The following is a 14,736-nucleotide window of genomic DNA, read 5'->3' on the forward strand; positions in this document are numbered from 1 at the left end:
AGGTGAAGGCAATAGGGCGTTAGGGGAGTAAGGCAGTATGTTAAGAGCATCATCTGTTGCTAACCAACATATTGCTCTACTGCCTTACCACCCTATTCCCCTAGCGTCACTGGAAAGCCGTCTCGTAGAAGCTGCGAAGCTTGCGGGAATGCAGCCGCTCATCCGGCATGGCCGCAATTTTTTCCATCGCGCGGATGCCGATGCGCAGATGCTGCGCCACCTGCCGCTTGTAAAATTCGGTCGCCATGCCCGGCAGTTTCAGTTCGCCGTGCAGCGGCTTGTCGGAAACACAGAGCAGGGTGCCGTAAGGCACACGGAAACGGAAACCATTGGCCGCAATTGTGGCTGATTCCATATCAAGTGCGACAGCACGCGCCTGTGAAAGGCGCTGCACCGGGCCGCGCTGGTCGCGCAGTTCCCAGTTGCGATTATCAATGGTCGCGACCGTACCGGTACGCATGATCTGTTTCAAATCATAACCTTCCAGACCGGTGATTTCCTCGACGGCTTCTTCCAGCGCAACCTGAATTTCCGCAAGTGCCGGCAATGGCACCCAGACGGGCAGATCGTCATCGAGAACATGGTCCTCACGCATATAGGCGTGTGCCAAAACGTAATCGCCAAGCTGTTGGCTGTTGCGAAGGCCAGCGCAATGACCGAGCATAAGCCATGCGTGAGGGCGAAGCACTGCAATATGGTCGGTTATGGTCTTGGCATTGGACGGTCCCACGCCAATATTGACCATCGTGATGCCCGAATGGTCGCCCCGTTGCAGGTGATAAGCTGGCATCTGCGGCAGGCGGGGCAGAGGGCTGCCACTGCTTGGTTCGGTCTCGCCCGCGCGCGTAATCAGATTGCCCGGTTCAACGAACTGTTCATAACCGCCGCCGCCTTCTGCCATCAAGTCGCGGGCATAGGCGCAGAACTCGTCCATATAAAACTGGTAGTTTGTGAACAGCACGAAGTTCTGGAAATGCGCCGGGCTTGTCGCCGTGTAGTGCGCCAGCCGATGCAGTGAATAATCGACGCGCTGGGCAGTGAATGGTGCAAGCGGCATCGGTTCGCCGGGGGCGGGCTCGAAATCGGCATTGACGATCTTGTCGTCGGTCGCCGCCAGATCGGGTACATCGAACAGATCACGCAGCGGATGCGTGAAGGCGTTGGCGACGGAAGCCTCGACATAGGTGCCTTCCTTGAAGGCAAAATGGATCGGGATCGGCGTCGACGATTCCTTCACGGTCACGGTCACACCGTGATTGCGCATCAGGAGGCGAATCTGCTCGTTCAGATAATGATCGAACAAGTCGGGCCGCGTGATGTTTGCGGAATAATCACCTGGCGTCGAGACATGGCCATAGGCCAGCCGTGAATCCACATGAGCGAAGCTGGATGTGGATAGACAGATCTCGGGATAATAAGCGCGGTAACGCTGCGGTGGAATTTCGCCACGGGCAACCTTCTCGAACGCATCGCGCAGGAAAGCCGTGTTGCGATCATAGAGCTTTTGCAGGGCGGCAACCGCCGCACCGGCATCGGTGAAAACCTCCGGATCAACGGTCGAAGGCGTTTTGATCTCGGTCAAAAAAGGATGTTCGATTCGCTGTGTCATGGCCTAGTATAGCAGAGTCCATGACTGGTATATGACCCAGTTTATGCGACGCGTTGCAGGCTTACATAAAGCACGAGGCCGATGCCGCTCATCTGGGAATGCTGGCCAATCTGCGTGTAGGCGAAGGTGGCTGCCGGACCGGTGAAAATGGCGGTGAAAAAGAAAACCCGAAGGGCGATTGCGGCGATGGTCCGGGTTTTTTTCATGGCCGCTCTCCGACAGGCTTCTGGGTGAACGCGGCGACAGGTCCGATTACCGGTTGATCCCGGTAGAGGTTGTACCTCTGGTCAGCGAAAATGCTGGCAACAGCGGCAAAGCCAGCGATCATCAGGCAGACAATTGTTAAACGTCGAAGCATACCGGTTGGCCCCCAAAGCCGTAATGATTTCTGTTCTCCCTCATCAATTTAGCCATTGCGCCTGAACCCTCCCTGAGAGGGTCGTTCATGCGGCGTTCAAAAATATTGATGTTCCGTTTATTGCGGTGTGTGGCTCTTGTGCCTGCTGGAAAGGGACTTATGTTTTCCATCATTGGAATGCGGGAACATAAGTCCCGCTCAACGTCAGGATCAGCGGGAGAGAGCCCATGGCCGAACAGACCAAGCCCATCGAGTTGTATTATTGGCCGACGCCGAACGGCTTCAAGATCAGCATTATGCTGGAAGAGCTGGGCGTTCCCTACGAGGTCAAGTATGTCAATATCGGCAAGGGCGATCAGTTTCAGCCGGACTTTTTGAAGATTGCTCCTAACAACCGTATGCCCGCCATCATCGATCCGGAAGGGCCGGGCGGCCAGCCGATCTCGGTGTTCGAGTCTGGAGCTATACTGCAGTATCTCGGGCGGAAGTTCGGTAAGTTCTATCCGACCGACGAACGCAAGCGCGTCGCAGTTGACGAATGGCTGATGTGGCAGATGGGTGGCCTCGGCCCGATGTCCGGGCAGGCCGGGCATTTCCGTGTCTATGCGCCGGAAAAGGTTCAGTACGGCATCGACCGCTATACCAACGAGGTTAACCGTCTCTATGGTGTGTTGAACACGCAGCTTGAAGGCAAGGAATACATTGCAGGCGAATATTCAATTGCCGACATGGCTTCGATCGGCTGGATCAATGCCCATAAGAACTACGACCAGAACCTGGATGATTTCCCGAATCTGAAGCGCTGGCATGAGACAATGAATGCGCGCCCTGCGGTTCAGCGTGGTCTGCTTGTCGGGAAAGAAGAGCGAGAAAAATCCAATCTGGCGACGGACAAGGAAGCCCAGAAAATTCTCTTTGGCCAAAAGGCACGCTGAATAAGCGATCAAAAGAAAGGGCAGCTTCGAGGCTGCCCTTTCTTATTCTGGATGCCACTGAATATTACTGGCGCGTGAGGCTCTCGCTCTTGCAGATCAGGCCGCCCATCACGCAGCCGGAAAGTGAAAGCGTGTTGCCCTTGACGCTGGCTTTGCCGGTATAGGTTTTGCCCTCGTCGAGCTTGTTGACCTCCCCCTTGTAGCTGCCGCCCGTGCCTGACATCGTGCCGATGGACTTGCCCTTGTACTCGCCGGTCTGCACCGTACCGCAGAACTTGTTGGCGCCGCAGGACGCATAGCTGATGATCGTGCCGTTCGGGCGCTTCCACGTGCCGACGATCCCTTCGTCGGCAAGAGCAGGGGCGGCAAAAGTGGCTGCAAGCGTCATTCCAAGAATAAGTGTGCGGATCATTCTTTCCTCCCAAATCGCCGCCAGTCCCGGCTTTGCCGGTCGCAACGATGAAACCGCTGTGATGCGTTTTGAAGTTTGAGACAGAAGCCCTCCTCGAACATCCGTCAAGCTTACGCAAACGTAAACGTAAACCAGTTTTTGGCGAAGCGGAAGAGGGATATTTGTGTCTCGCTTGGCACCTGAAATACTGCCCTTTTTCCACACACAGCCGCATTCGAATGTTGTCTATAGTTAGCAACTGGTTTCGTTCGACCGTGCGGATTTGAATCGAATTTTTGCAAAAATCCAGCAATCGGCGACACTTGCATGTTTAACAGAATCCCAAGTTTACCCCTTGTTCGGATTTTGTTGGTTGCTCGTTAAGCATCTGGTTTAACGCGCATTTCAACCCTTTCCCGTAGATTTGAGAGCATGAACGGAACGACAGAGACGGCAGTTTCAAAGCAATGAAATCAGGCTTTGAAAATAAAGACTGGACGGTTCTCGGGATTTAACAGGGACAGAGAAAAATGGCACAGTTTCAGAGCTTCTCGAATACGCACAACGCAGTCGCACAGGATCGCATTCTTCTCGAAATGGGCATGAAATTTGCCATCGGCCGTGATTGCGAGATCGACGTGGTGGAAGCCCACAAGTGGCTGAACATTGCCGCCATCCGCGGCAGCGAGAAGGCCGCCCGTATGCGCAATCAGGTGGCAGCGACGATGAGCAAGGGCGAACTGGCAGCAGCGCTGCGCGGTGCGCGTGAGTGGATGACCGCCCACTGACTGGCAAGATAGTCGTTATGAAAAAAGCCGCCTTCAAGGCGGCTTTTTTGTTGACTCAGCTTATACCGAGATACCGGCCCGGTTTGTGGTTGATTGCGATGATGAGGTTCATGGCAATCGCTCCGATCAGGGAAAGCACCATGTTTTCCCACGGGATAAAGAACAGCGAGATCAGCATGATAAGGACATCGAGGCCGAGCTGAAACCAGCCGGCTCTTATCCCATAAGCGTCCTGTAGATAGAGCGCCAATATATTGACGCCGCCGACGCCGGAGCGGTGCCGGAAAAGTGCCAGCACCCCCATACCCATCAGGGTGCCGCCCATGAGTGCTGCGAAGAGCGGATTGACGCTTGAGAAATCGACACTCATGGGCATCAGTCGAGCAAAGCCCGACATCATGGCCACTGCGACAAAGGTTCTGATGGTGAACGCCCAACCCATTCGACGCACGGCGAAATAATAGAATGGCAGATTGATCAGGAAATAGAGCAATCCGAATTCCGTGCCTGTTGCATACTGGATGAGAAGGGCGATACCAGCCGTGCTGCCGGTCATCAGCATAGCCTGACTATAAAGCGTAATGCCGAGCGCAATGAAGGACGTGCCGATCAGCATAGCCATCGCATCTTCATAGAGGCGGTGACGGTCTGATGCGGCGGCTTTCGACGCATCGATGAGCGGGGCGGCGTTATCAGCGATATCGGCCACGTGGAAACTCCAGAACAGCGAGAAGCCGGTAATCCGGCAAATAGATTACGGTGCCGGAATGAATTCCGGCTTGTCATGCATTCGCGCTGTGCAGAGGGTTGGGTCAAAGCACGCGGCGTCAAGTCTTGGGAGACGGTTAAATATAACAGCCGTTTCGACGCTTCGCACGGCTTGAAATATTGTTATTTCACGGTCGTGTTTGTAGATTTATCGCAATTGCGACGGCTGTTTGTTTTGATTTATTTCGTGCGTCATCTGCGCGAGGAAGCGTTTGACGTCAAGCGGGCTGCGCAAATGACGCTTGGCGAGATGCTGAGGCGCACCTTCCAGAAAGGCCAGTGCGCGAATGCGACCGTTCTTGCGATAGCCTGCCACCCATTTCAGGAAGCCCCAGTCGAAACGCTCCACACAACCTTCCGCCATATCCGGGCGTGAGCGTCCGTAATGGATTATGGTTCTTTTGAATACACGCCACAGGCGACGCACGGTCGATATATCGAGAAAAACGAGTATCGGCTCGCGATGCACGATAAATCATAGTTTCGCTATGATTGCCCTCGAATATCCATGTGTCCTGATCTGCTGCTTCGTTGGTAAGACGGCCGATCTCGTCACGCGGGCGCATTATCCAGCCCGGTTGCCAGTAGAGGGTATCGATATGAATGACCGGTAAGCCGGTAATCTCGCCTAGCCTACGCGCAAGGCTTGATTTTCCCGAACCGGCGCCGCCTATGATCATGATCCGCTCTATCACCTGCATCGTCTCCGGATTTTAACTCTGTTCGAATAAAAATCGGAAATGAGGTAGGAAGTACTATAATTTTACTTCATGGCACCTGCATGACCATAACGAGCAAAGAAAGCCCGTTAGAAAATTTGTATTGAGCTGAAGGTAATATTCACCGAATGATTGACAGTCAACTTTGTGGAGCGCAATGTTGGCGTATAAACGGAACGGGTCAGAGCAACAATGACATCTACCGTTCCTCTATATTAGTAAGATCGCAAGGCGTAAAAGGTACCGAGTGATCGAAAGAGCTGCATTCGATAGGGAGTGACAAGATGTCAATTCGAACCATCACCGCCATGGCCGGCACCGCCATCATCATGAGTGCTGCTGCATTTGCCTTTTCATCGCCCGCCAACGCCCTGACGATGAAAGAATGTAGCGCAAAATATCAGTCTGCCAAAGATGCTGGCACGCTTGGCGACATGAAATGGAACGATTTCCGCAAGGCGCAATGTGGAGACGACGCAGATGCTGCCGCAGTACCGTCAGCTCCAGCCAAAAAGGCAACCAAGAGTGCAGCCGCCCCTGCCGCAGACGACAGTGCCAAGGGCCTGACAATGAAGGAATGTAGCGCGAAATATCAAGCTGCCAAAGATGCTGGCACGCTTGGCGGCATGAAATGGAACGATTTCCGCAAGGCGCAATGCGATGCAAATGCCGCCGCAGCTCCTGCACCTGCTTCTCCAGCTAAGAAAACGGCAAAAAGCACTGCTGCTGATGACAGCGCCAAGGGCTTAACGATGAAGCAGTGCAGCGCCAAGTATCAGGCGGCAAAAGACGCTGGTGTTGACAATGTTGCAAAATGGAACGATTTCCGCAAGGCTGAATGCGGACCTGGTGCAGATCCAGTTGCCTTCAGCACCGACGGTACCAGTGAACCAACTGCCCCAACGGTTGCGGCGCCCAGAGGCGTCAAATTTCCAACGGCAGTTTCTGCAAAGTTTTCGAACGAATCAGCTGGCAAGGCTCGTATGCACACCTGCCTCGAGCAGTATTATAGGCTGAAAGATGCCAATGCATTGGGTGGTTTGAAGTGGATTCAAAAAGGTGGCGGTTACTACAGCCTCTGCAATGCACGCCTGAAAGGCAATTCCTGATTTGATCAGGATTATTCGAATAAGAAGGGGCCTATTTTCCCCTTCTTATTTGGTTCGTGAGAACCAGCCCGCGACCGCGACTGCGAGCCAGCCAAGTATCATCAACGATCCACCTATCGGCGCGGCCATTGGAAATAGCCGGTCGCTTGTCATGTCACGCATGAAGAGGTCGCCGCAGAACAGGGCGAGACCGATCACAAGTAATGCGCCGCCCAGATAAGCGGTACGGCTGAACGGTACAATGAGAGATAGCACCAGAAATGCGGGCGCATGGCCGAGGAGCAGGGGAGCGATGTTGCCCAGATGGTTCTCTCCACCATGGGCGGCTCCCGCATAAGCGGCAATTGCAAGGGCACCGCACAGCCCGGCAAGCGTGCTGAAAAGAATGTTCTGAGACCGACTGTCGGATCGAATCTTCATATGGGTCTCCACCGTTCAGGCAGTTTCGCGAGAATCCGCGTGTTTCCGGGCTTCCTCCAAGGCGGCAGGAAGGGCTGCTTCGAAGAGATCGAGTTGCTGCTCGATGCCAACACTTACGCGAATGCAACGATCCAGAACCTGGGCGCCCGGTTTGCGTACGAAAATATCACGCGCTATCAGTCCATTCAGAACCGCAGTGGCAAATGCTCCGCCCCTGCCGCAATCGATAGCGACAAAATTTGTAGCGGATGGGATGGCCGAAAGGCCGTTTGCCTCAGCGATTGCAGCGATGCGATCGCGCCCTGCCTGTATTTTCGCGACTACGTCACGCAGATAAGCCTGATCCTTGAGGGCGGCGATAGCTGCTGCCTGCGCAAGGCGATTCACTGCGAAATGATCGCGAATCTTGTCGAAAGACTTGATGGTTTCGGCGCTGCCGACAACATATCCACATCGGATTCCCGCTAGACCATAGGCCTTGGAGAAGGTGCGCATCCGAAGAATGTTGGGTCGGTCGGTTTCAAAAGGCGGGAAGGCGGACGCTGGCCCTGTTTCGCAATAAGCTTCATCCAGAATGAGGAGGGTGGTTTCAGGAACGCGCTCGATGAAGGATTGAATGTCCGAACCCATATGCCAGGTTCCCATCGGATTGTCCGGATTGGCGAGGTACAGAATTGCAGCATCTTGCTTGCGGGCCGCATCGAGCAGGCCGTCGAGGTCCGATTTGTCGTTGATATAAGGAACAGTAACCAGGTTTCCGCCATAACCCGCAACGTGGTAGTTGAAGGTTGGGTAGCCGCCCAGCGAGTTGATGACCCTGTCACCTTCCTGAACATATTGTCTGACTACCAGCCCGAGCAAGGCGTCGACACCTGCTCCCGGCATAATGTGTTGCGGCTTTACGCCGTGATGTGCGGCAATGGCATGGCGCAGTTCATAGTTTTCAGGATCGCCATACTTCCAGATTTCGCTCGCTTCGGTCCTAATTGCATCAAGGACAGACGGCGCTGGACCAAAACTGCTTTCATTCGCGCCGACCCGTGCCTTGAAAGGCTTTCCGCGCTGTAGCTCCAGCGTTTCGGGGCCGGTAAAAGGAACAGTAGAAGGCAAGCTTGCGACGAGTGGTGTAAGGCGAGGCGATCCCATGGCGATTTCCAGTCGATTCTCAGTCCATCAACGTGTGAGGAGGGCAGTCGAAGAGCTGGAGAAAATCTTATCCACCTACGCCTGTCCAGCTCGGAAGGCATAGCAACTTGTAGTGACTGGTGCCATCACAATGATTCTAGTCGATTGAATAATCCAAGCGAACGATCAGGCTTGCTGCCCGCCGATCGAGTTAAACGATAAGGATCTGCAGAGTGAAACGGGTCGGAACCCGAACATCTGCACGCCTCAGGCGCGCGTGCGCACCGTCGGTGTCTCACAACCACAAGCCCAACGCGCAGTGCCGGAGCCATCAAAAACGCCTGTCGATCTGATTGAATCAGATCGACGTTCCAAGCATTCAACCATATCGCACCTTGTCCGAAACCGGTTTACCCATTTCGAGATGCGTTTTAGTGGACCTCGAGCACTTTCACGCATGAATCGAGATCATGTGTCGCCAAATGGGCGTAACGCATGGTCATCTGGAGTGTCTGGTGCCCCAGCCACATCTGAACACGACGGATATCGATCCCGCCCCGGACGAGACGGGATGCGCAGGTATGACGTAGAATATGCGGAACGACCTGATCGTCCGTACCAAGACCGACTTCCATCTTCGCTTCATTCCAGATTTGGCGGAACCGGACCTGATTGAGCATGGAGAAGGGGCCTTTGAGCTTCTCATGCGGGATATGTGCAGCCTTGCGGGCACGGCGGGTGAGTGGAACAGTGCGGCTGCGATTTGATTTGGTGAGCCAGAACGTAACCCGCTGATCCTGAACATCGTTCCAGGTGACACCGATTGCTTCTCCAAGGCGGCAGCCAGTGTCGACAAGGAAAAGGGAAAGCCGATAACTGTCTTCACAGCGCGACTTGATCGCGGCGAACAGGCGCTTTTCTTCCTCATATTCGAGGAATCGAATACGTCCCACACGCTCCTTCTGCCGGACGAATTCCGGTAGATTAAAGATATCTCCCATCTTGTGCGCCTTTCGCAGCAGCTTGCTCAGCGCAGCCATCTTTCGATTGATGGTTGCATTGCTGTTGCCACGCTCACGAAGCGAACCGATGACGGAATCAAGCATTTGCTGATCGAAACCTGAAAAGCGTTCACCCTTCAAAATCTCATCAATCTCGCCTAGAAACGACTTCACATTATACTTGTGTGATCCATCATCCCACAGGATGTTTACATATTTCCCCGTCAGTTCCGCCACCGAAAATTGCTCGACAAGCCGGTGGTTCGGACTTTTGCTGGATGTATACTTTAAGTTGTAGTCGACTATCGGCGCAAACTTGTCGCCCGTGTCGATCTTCGTTTCCCCAACGACGATCATTGCACGCCCCCCTTCTTCTTGTAGGACGTACAACTAATGAAATAATTCCCGGAGCACAAGATAAGTGAGCTAACTTTATGCGGAGACATGATTAGACCTTTCTAAAAGACCATGTTTGCCCCCAGCTTTGTGTCGTCCCCGAATTCCCCTCGTTTATCGATCCTTTTCGAAATTCCCTGTTCGAAAGGATCGTGTCACTTAATCGTAAGCGGTGTTTCAAATGGATGAGCGCCAACGGTTTCCCGTTGGCGCATTTTGCTTAAGCGTCGGTCTGATTAGAACGAGCGCTGGAAGCGGATCATGCCCTGGAAAGCATCTTTCCCGGCAAAACCAGCTTCACGTACCGGATGATCGTCATCCCACTTGGTGTAGGAAACTTCTGGCGTGATCGTGAAGCCGGGCACCAGTTCGTAGGCCACGTTTGCTGTAAGTGCAGTCTTGCCCCAGTCTTCATAGGCTGCCTGCACGTTGAACGTCGCCTTTTCGGTTGCCTTATACTTCAGACCACCCCAAACGGCCCAATCGCCACCCCAGGAACCGTAGTTCTGGTCGGTCGTTTCAGCGGAGGCATAACCACCCTGTACCCAAACCGAGAAACGATCCGTGATGTTGACGTCACCGCGAACCTTGGCTGCCCACTCTTCAATAACTGAATCGTAAGCTGCAACAGCTGCGATCGAACCCCAGCCACCAGCATACTTCAGGCCGCCAACAATGTGTGGAACATAGTCGGTGATCAGATGATCGTCGCCACCCTGCTCGAGGGCGATTACAGCCGAGAAGCCGTTACCACCAGCAAAGGTATACGAGATCTTGCCCGTGCGGTATGCGCCAACGTCGACCACGTCATCGTTGATCACATCACCAAGGTAACCGGTGAAGGTCTGGAATTCCGACTCATCGATACCAACCTTCAGGCCACCAAGCTGGATGTAGGCGAACTGAACATAGCTGCTGTCGCTTGCCAGGCCATAGGTCTCATCGGCACCGTCATCGGGATTGGAGAGGCCGAGATAGTTGAAGCGAAGCTCGGTGTAGGTCTTCAGAGTACCGAGTTCAGTTTCCGAGCCCGTGCTGAAACGCAGAGCGAAACGAGCAGACTTATCCCAACCACCGCGTTCAAAACCGGTGTAGGCGTCGTCGCCACCCTTTACGTCGTAACGAACATAACCATGGATACGCAGGCAGGTTTCGGTGCCTGGGATGTAGAAGTAGCCAGCGCCGTAAGCATCGCAGACGCGGACATATTCAACGGCTTCTGGCTCTGGCGCGACGATTGCGTCGGCAGCCTGAGCGCCGGAAGCTGCAACCAGAGCTGCAGCGGAGCCAAGGAGAAGGCTCTTGATGTTCATTTCTGACCTCCAGTCAAGAATCGGAGGCTTCTGAAATAAACAATTATTTTCAATGTGTTATAGAGTTTGCAGATTCGGAACTCAAAAAGTCAGCAAATCGGAAGTGATCCGACATGCGTCGAATACGGGGCGTAAAAGCACGGAATCGCACATCGCGTGGCAATCTGGATCTGATTTTTATGAAGAGATTTGCTTGAGGCAGCTGGCGGAGAGGATGGGATTCGAACCCACGAGACCCTTATGAGGTCTACTCCCTTAGCAGGGGAGCGCCTTCGACCACTCGGCCACCTCTCCGGTAAGGGCGAGATAGCTGGTACGCTTTGTCATTTCAAGCGAATTGCGCGCCAACTGGTAAAATTTCCTGCGAATTATCGCACTTTATATATACGCAATCAGGAATATGCGTGGAATCGGCCGCTTTCACCAGGCGTCGGCAGCCTCATTTCGAGCTGTATAACAAGAAAGATTCGCACCCAAATCAGCTAATGTGGCAATACGCGACGGTGCTTTGACATATTCTCCACTCGGAGCACGGGAAGTCATGGATTCGCGGGCTGAAAACCGCCACGATGCCAAATATCGCGTGTTTTCAAGCGTTAAGACCCGTTAATTCGCGTTCACTCATGTTAATAAACTCTAAATAGCCCACCCTGAAACGGGCAATTTCGTGTCTTTTCTGCAACAACCCTCCCTCATAGAAGCACCAGAAAGGTTGGGAGAGTGTATTCGATGTTGAAACGAAGGAACGGGCGAGTATCTTCACATCCAGAAGAAGGAGCGCTTCGGGGCGACTTTTTCAAAAGGGGATGGGGACAGGTTGTCCTTCAGCCAAATCAGAATGCCCAGACCCATTTTTAACTTTGACTGGAGGTCAGAAATGAACATCAAGAGCCTTCTCCTTGGCTCCGCTGCAGCTCTGGTTGCAGCTTCCGGCGCTCAGGCTGCCGACGCAATCGTCGCGCCAGAGCCAGAAGCCGTTGAATATGTCCGCGTCTGCGATGCTTACGGCGCTGGCTACTTCTACATCCCAGGCACCGAAACCTGCCTGCGTATCCATGGTTATGTTCGTTACGACGCTTCGGGCGGTGATCGCGTTTACGCTCGTACGCCTGGCGATCTGGACCGTGACACCTGGGGCAAGAACGCCCGTGCAACGCTCCGCTTCTCGACCGCTTCGGAAACCGAGCTCGGCACTCTGAAGACCTTCACCGAACTGCGTTACAACTGGAACGGCGGCGGCGACGGCGAAGAAGACGCATACGGCTCGAGCGAAAACAGCTCGCTGCGTTATGCTTACATCCAGCTCGGCGGCCTGCGCGTTGGTCTCGATGAATCGGCCTTCGTAACCTTCCCTGGTTACCTCGGCAACGTCATCAACGACGACGTGATCCTCGCTGGCGGCTACCGCACCAACCTCATCAGCTACACCTTCACCGGCGGCAACGGCTTCTCGGCTATCCTGTCGCTCGAAGAAGGCGGCAACGGCGACTCCGACGTTGACGTAACGCTGAACGACTACACGCCGCACATCGTTGGCGGTCTGAAGTACGCTGGTGGCTGGGGCTCTATCGCAGCTGTTGCAGCTTACGACGCTCGTAACGAAGAGTGGGCTGGTAAGGTTCGCGGCGACGTTAACATCACGGACCGTTTCTCGGTTTGGGTACAGGGCGGCTACAAGTCCAACGACGACACCTATGCAGTTGACGGCGCTGGTTATTCCTACCGCGTAATCGACTCGTTCTACGGCACGTGGGGCGGCGACTGGGCTGTCTGGGGTGGCGCTGCATTCAAGGCAACCGAAAAGGCTACCTTCAACCTGCAGCTCGCTTACGACGACACCAAGACCTTCGCAGCAACCGCAAACGTTGCTTACGAACTGGTTCCTGGCTTCACGATCACCCCGGAAGTTTCCTACACCAAGTGGGATGACGAAAACATCAGCCTCGACGGCGAAGATGCTTTCCAGGGCATGATCCGCTTCCAGCGCTCGTTCTAATCCCTCTGGGATTGTTCAAAAAGAACCCGGCAGCATCGCTGCCGGGTTTTTTGTTTGCCGATTTTTACGTTTGTGATCTTGCCTTTGCGGGAAACTCGGTCTTTGTACGAATAGAAAGCGGGACGTGTTCGCCGCTTTGCATCCGATGATTTCCAGCGTGGAGACGCCACGATATGTTCAAATGGTTTTGGCCCGGTGTAACGTGGACCGCAGCGCTAACAGCGCTGGCGCTCTGGTTTGGTGCAGACCGGGTCGAGACGGACATCGCAACACGTACTGGCGAAGCACTCACTCCTTTTATATGGACCGGTTTCGACGTCGATGGTCGCGACGTCACGCTGAAAGGCATAGCGCCCGATCCAGATACGCAATCCGCTGCGCGGGATGCGCTTGAAAAGGTAAGAGGGATTCGGGAGATCACCGACTTGACGAGTGTTCTGCCGCTCGTTTCACCCTACCAGCTACAGATAAAGAAGAGTGCCGACGGCATAGTCCTGTCTGGTTCAGTACCGGACAACGATGTTAGAGACCGTATCATGACGATCGCCGAAAGCGCGGCTCCTGGCATTCCGCTCGATGACGAGATGGCTGTAGGGCGAGGCAGTCCCGCAAACTTTGTTGATTCGGTGGAGTTTGCTTTGCAACTCGTTTCTGACCTGACGAAAGGGGAGATCGAGATGTCCGATCTCAATATCTCGATCAAGGGCGAGACTGCAGACAATGCCGGCTATCGAAAGATACAAGCCCAATTGGACCAGCCGCTGCCCTTTGGCCTGAAATTGGAACGAGCCGAAATTCGCGAACCTTGATTAAATCGCAGGGAGGGCTGAGCAGATTTGGATCCTCGTCCCCCGTTAGTTTTCTGTTCGGAATTGACAGTCCGCCTGTTCGGGCCTTTCCTTTCTCTTTATGAATAGGCATAGCGGATCATATCTTCCGTTTCCGGAACAGAAGGCGGGCCTGACAATGCTTTATCTAGCCGTATCGTTTTGGCCGGTTCTCGTTGCGGCGGTTCTTATCGGTGCGGGCGTGGGCTGGTTGACCGGTCCGAAGTAGTGGCGGCAAATTGGAGCGGGGAAAATTGACGGCGAATATGTTCGTCGGATTTGAGTAATTTGGAGTACGAGGAAACCATATGCCGTTGCTGATTGTTCAACTGGCTGTTCTTGTCGCCATCGCTTTCGTTATAGGCTGTCTTTTGGGCCGGTTCGTGCGGCGCAGAGGTGCGTCGATACCAGACCGTGAGCGCACGATCATTGCAGCGGCGCATGCTACATTGCCTGTCGATCAAAAGCCGGAAGCGGTGACGCAGACCAAAATACCGGAGAAGGTTGCAGAACCCAAGGCTTCGCCCCAGCCGAGCGAACCAGAGAAGCCTCAAATGAAAGCCGTGCCGGACGCAGAAGTCGTCGGAAATTGGCCTTCGCAAACGGAAAAGCCGGATGTGAATACGGAACCGGATCAGGATCCGGGGCGTCCAGAGCTTCTGGATGCTGCACGCCTTGGAAAGCCTGATGATCTGACAGTCGTTAAGGGTATTGGTGGGGCAGTTCAGGGGCTGCTCAACGGGATCGGCGTGTTTCACTACGACCAGATTGCCAGCTGGAACGATGACGAATCACGCTGGATCGAACGGAGTATAGGTTTTCCACGCCGCGTGGAGCGCGAGGATTGGATCGCACAAGCCACGAAACTGGCGAATGCAGCAAATAAAGCCAGCGCAAGGAAATCGGAAAAGCCCGGCAAAACAGCCGCTAAACCAAAATCGCGACGGACAAAAAAAGCAGGCGAATAGCCTGCTTTTTCAT

Annotated in this window: 15 protein-coding genes and 1 tRNA gene; 6 read left to right on the forward strand and 10 right to left on the reverse strand. The window is 54.1% G+C overall.

Annotated elements, in window-relative coordinates; translation table 11 throughout:
• Window positions 1–106: 106 nt before the first annotated feature.
• Both AC1RHM_RS22185 and AC1RHM_RS22190 read right to left on the reverse strand, forming a co-directional pair.
• Window positions 107–1,609: an AMP nucleosidase gene (locus AC1RHM_RS22185; RefSeq protein WP_151576888.1), complete on the reverse strand. Its 1,503-nt coding sequence runs from the start codon at window positions 1,607–1,609 to the stop codon at window positions 107–109.
• A 41-nt stretch (window positions 1,610–1,650) separates the two neighbouring features.
• Window positions 1,651–1,815, reverse strand: a complete 165-nt coding sequence (locus AC1RHM_RS22190) for a hypothetical protein (protein ID WP_162998228.1) — start codon at window positions 1,813–1,815, stop codon at window positions 1,651–1,653.
• A 379-nt stretch (window positions 1,816–2,194) separates the two neighbouring features.
• Between AC1RHM_RS22190 and AC1RHM_RS22195 the strand changes: the two genes are divergently transcribed.
• Window positions 2,195–2,902, forward strand: coding sequence for a glutathione binding-like protein (locus AC1RHM_RS22195; protein ID WP_012092429.1), 708 nt, complete (start codon window positions 2,195–2,197; stop codon window positions 2,900–2,902).
• A gap of 64 nt (window positions 2,903–2,966) precedes the next feature.
• Here AC1RHM_RS22195 and AC1RHM_RS22200 read toward each other — a convergent pair whose 3' ends face one another.
• The gene (locus tag AC1RHM_RS22200) at window positions 2,967–3,314 is read right to left on the reverse strand and encodes a DUF2147 domain-containing protein (protein ID WP_010661613.1); all 348 of its coding nucleotides are present in this window, start codon (window positions 3,312–3,314) and stop codon (window positions 2,967–2,969) included.
• Between the two features lie 509 nt (window positions 3,315–3,823).
• Between AC1RHM_RS22200 and AC1RHM_RS22205 the strand changes: the two genes are divergently transcribed.
• Entirely contained in the window at window positions 3,824–4,081 is a 258-nt protein-coding gene (locus AC1RHM_RS22205) for a hypothetical protein (protein WP_010661614.1), read from the forward strand.
• Window positions 4,082–4,136: 55 nt separating this feature from the next.
• On the opposite strand, the gene AC1RHM_RS22210 is transcribed toward AC1RHM_RS22205, so the two are convergent.
• Window positions 4,137–4,790 (reverse strand): YitT family protein, encoded by a 654-nt coding sequence (locus tag AC1RHM_RS22210; RefSeq protein WP_012092428.1) that lies wholly within the window; start codon window positions 4,788–4,790, stop codon window positions 4,137–4,139.
• 207 nt (window positions 4,791–4,997) lie between these two features.
• Window positions 4,998–5,318, reverse strand: a complete 321-nt coding sequence (locus tag AC1RHM_RS22215; RefSeq protein WP_235823002.1) for a P-loop NTPase family protein — start codon at window positions 5,316–5,318, stop codon at window positions 4,998–5,000.
• Window positions 5,319–5,852: 534 nt separating this feature from the next.
• On the opposite strand from AC1RHM_RS22215, the gene AC1RHM_RS22220 reads away from it, so the two are divergent.
• Window positions 5,853–6,677, forward strand: a complete 825-nt coding sequence (locus AC1RHM_RS22220) for a hypothetical protein (RefSeq protein ID WP_036585805.1) — start codon at window positions 5,853–5,855, stop codon at window positions 6,675–6,677.
• A gap of 45 nt (window positions 6,678–6,722) precedes the next feature.
• Here AC1RHM_RS22220 and AC1RHM_RS22225 read toward each other — a convergent pair whose 3' ends face one another.
• From AC1RHM_RS22225 to AC1RHM_RS22245, 5 genes are all read right to left on the reverse strand, one after another.
• Entirely contained in the window at window positions 6,723–7,097 is a 375-nt protein-coding gene (locus tag AC1RHM_RS22225; RefSeq protein WP_029925281.1) for a DUF423 domain-containing protein, read from the reverse strand.
• Window positions 7,098–7,112: 15 nt separating this feature from the next.
• The gene (locus tag AC1RHM_RS22230; protein WP_029925279.1) at window positions 7,113–8,243 is read right to left on the reverse strand and encodes a pyridoxal phosphate-dependent aminotransferase; all 1,131 of its coding nucleotides are present in this window, start codon (window positions 8,241–8,243) and stop codon (window positions 7,113–7,115) included.
• Window positions 8,244–8,653: 410 nt separating this feature from the next.
• A complete protein-coding gene (locus AC1RHM_RS22235; RefSeq protein ID WP_029925277.1) occupies window positions 8,654–9,580 on the reverse strand; it encodes a tyrosine-type recombinase/integrase in 927 nt (308 codons plus the stop codon).
• Between the two features lie 275 nt (window positions 9,581–9,855).
• Window positions 9,856–10,932, reverse strand: a complete 1,077-nt coding sequence (locus AC1RHM_RS22240; RefSeq protein ID WP_029925275.1) for a porin — start codon at window positions 10,930–10,932, stop codon at window positions 9,856–9,858.
• 203 nt (window positions 10,933–11,135) lie between these two features.
• Window positions 11,136–11,226 (reverse strand) — tRNA-Ser (locus AC1RHM_RS22245).
• A 583-nt stretch (window positions 11,227–11,809) separates the two neighbouring features.
• Between AC1RHM_RS22245 and AC1RHM_RS22250 the strand changes: the two genes are divergently transcribed.
• The 3 genes from AC1RHM_RS22250 to AC1RHM_RS22260 all read left to right on the forward strand — a co-directional run bounded on the left by AC1RHM_RS22250 (window position 11,810) and on the right by AC1RHM_RS22260 (window position 14,723).
• Window positions 11,810–12,928, forward strand: a complete 1,119-nt coding sequence (locus tag AC1RHM_RS22250) for a porin (RefSeq protein WP_029925272.1) — start codon at window positions 11,810–11,812, stop codon at window positions 12,926–12,928.
• Between the two features lie 173 nt (window positions 12,929–13,101).
• Entirely contained in the window at window positions 13,102–13,737 is a 636-nt protein-coding gene (locus tag AC1RHM_RS22255; RefSeq protein WP_012092422.1) for a BON domain-containing protein, read from the forward strand.
• Window positions 13,738–14,063: 326 nt separating this feature from the next.
• On the forward strand, window positions 14,064–14,723 hold the full coding sequence (locus AC1RHM_RS22260; protein WP_012092421.1) for a helix-hairpin-helix domain-containing protein: 660 nt from the start codon (window positions 14,064–14,066) through the stop codon (window positions 14,721–14,723).
• Window positions 14,724–14,736 lie beyond the last annotated feature (13 nt).

Source organism: Brucella sp. GW823-FHT04E01 (assembly GCF_058796175.1).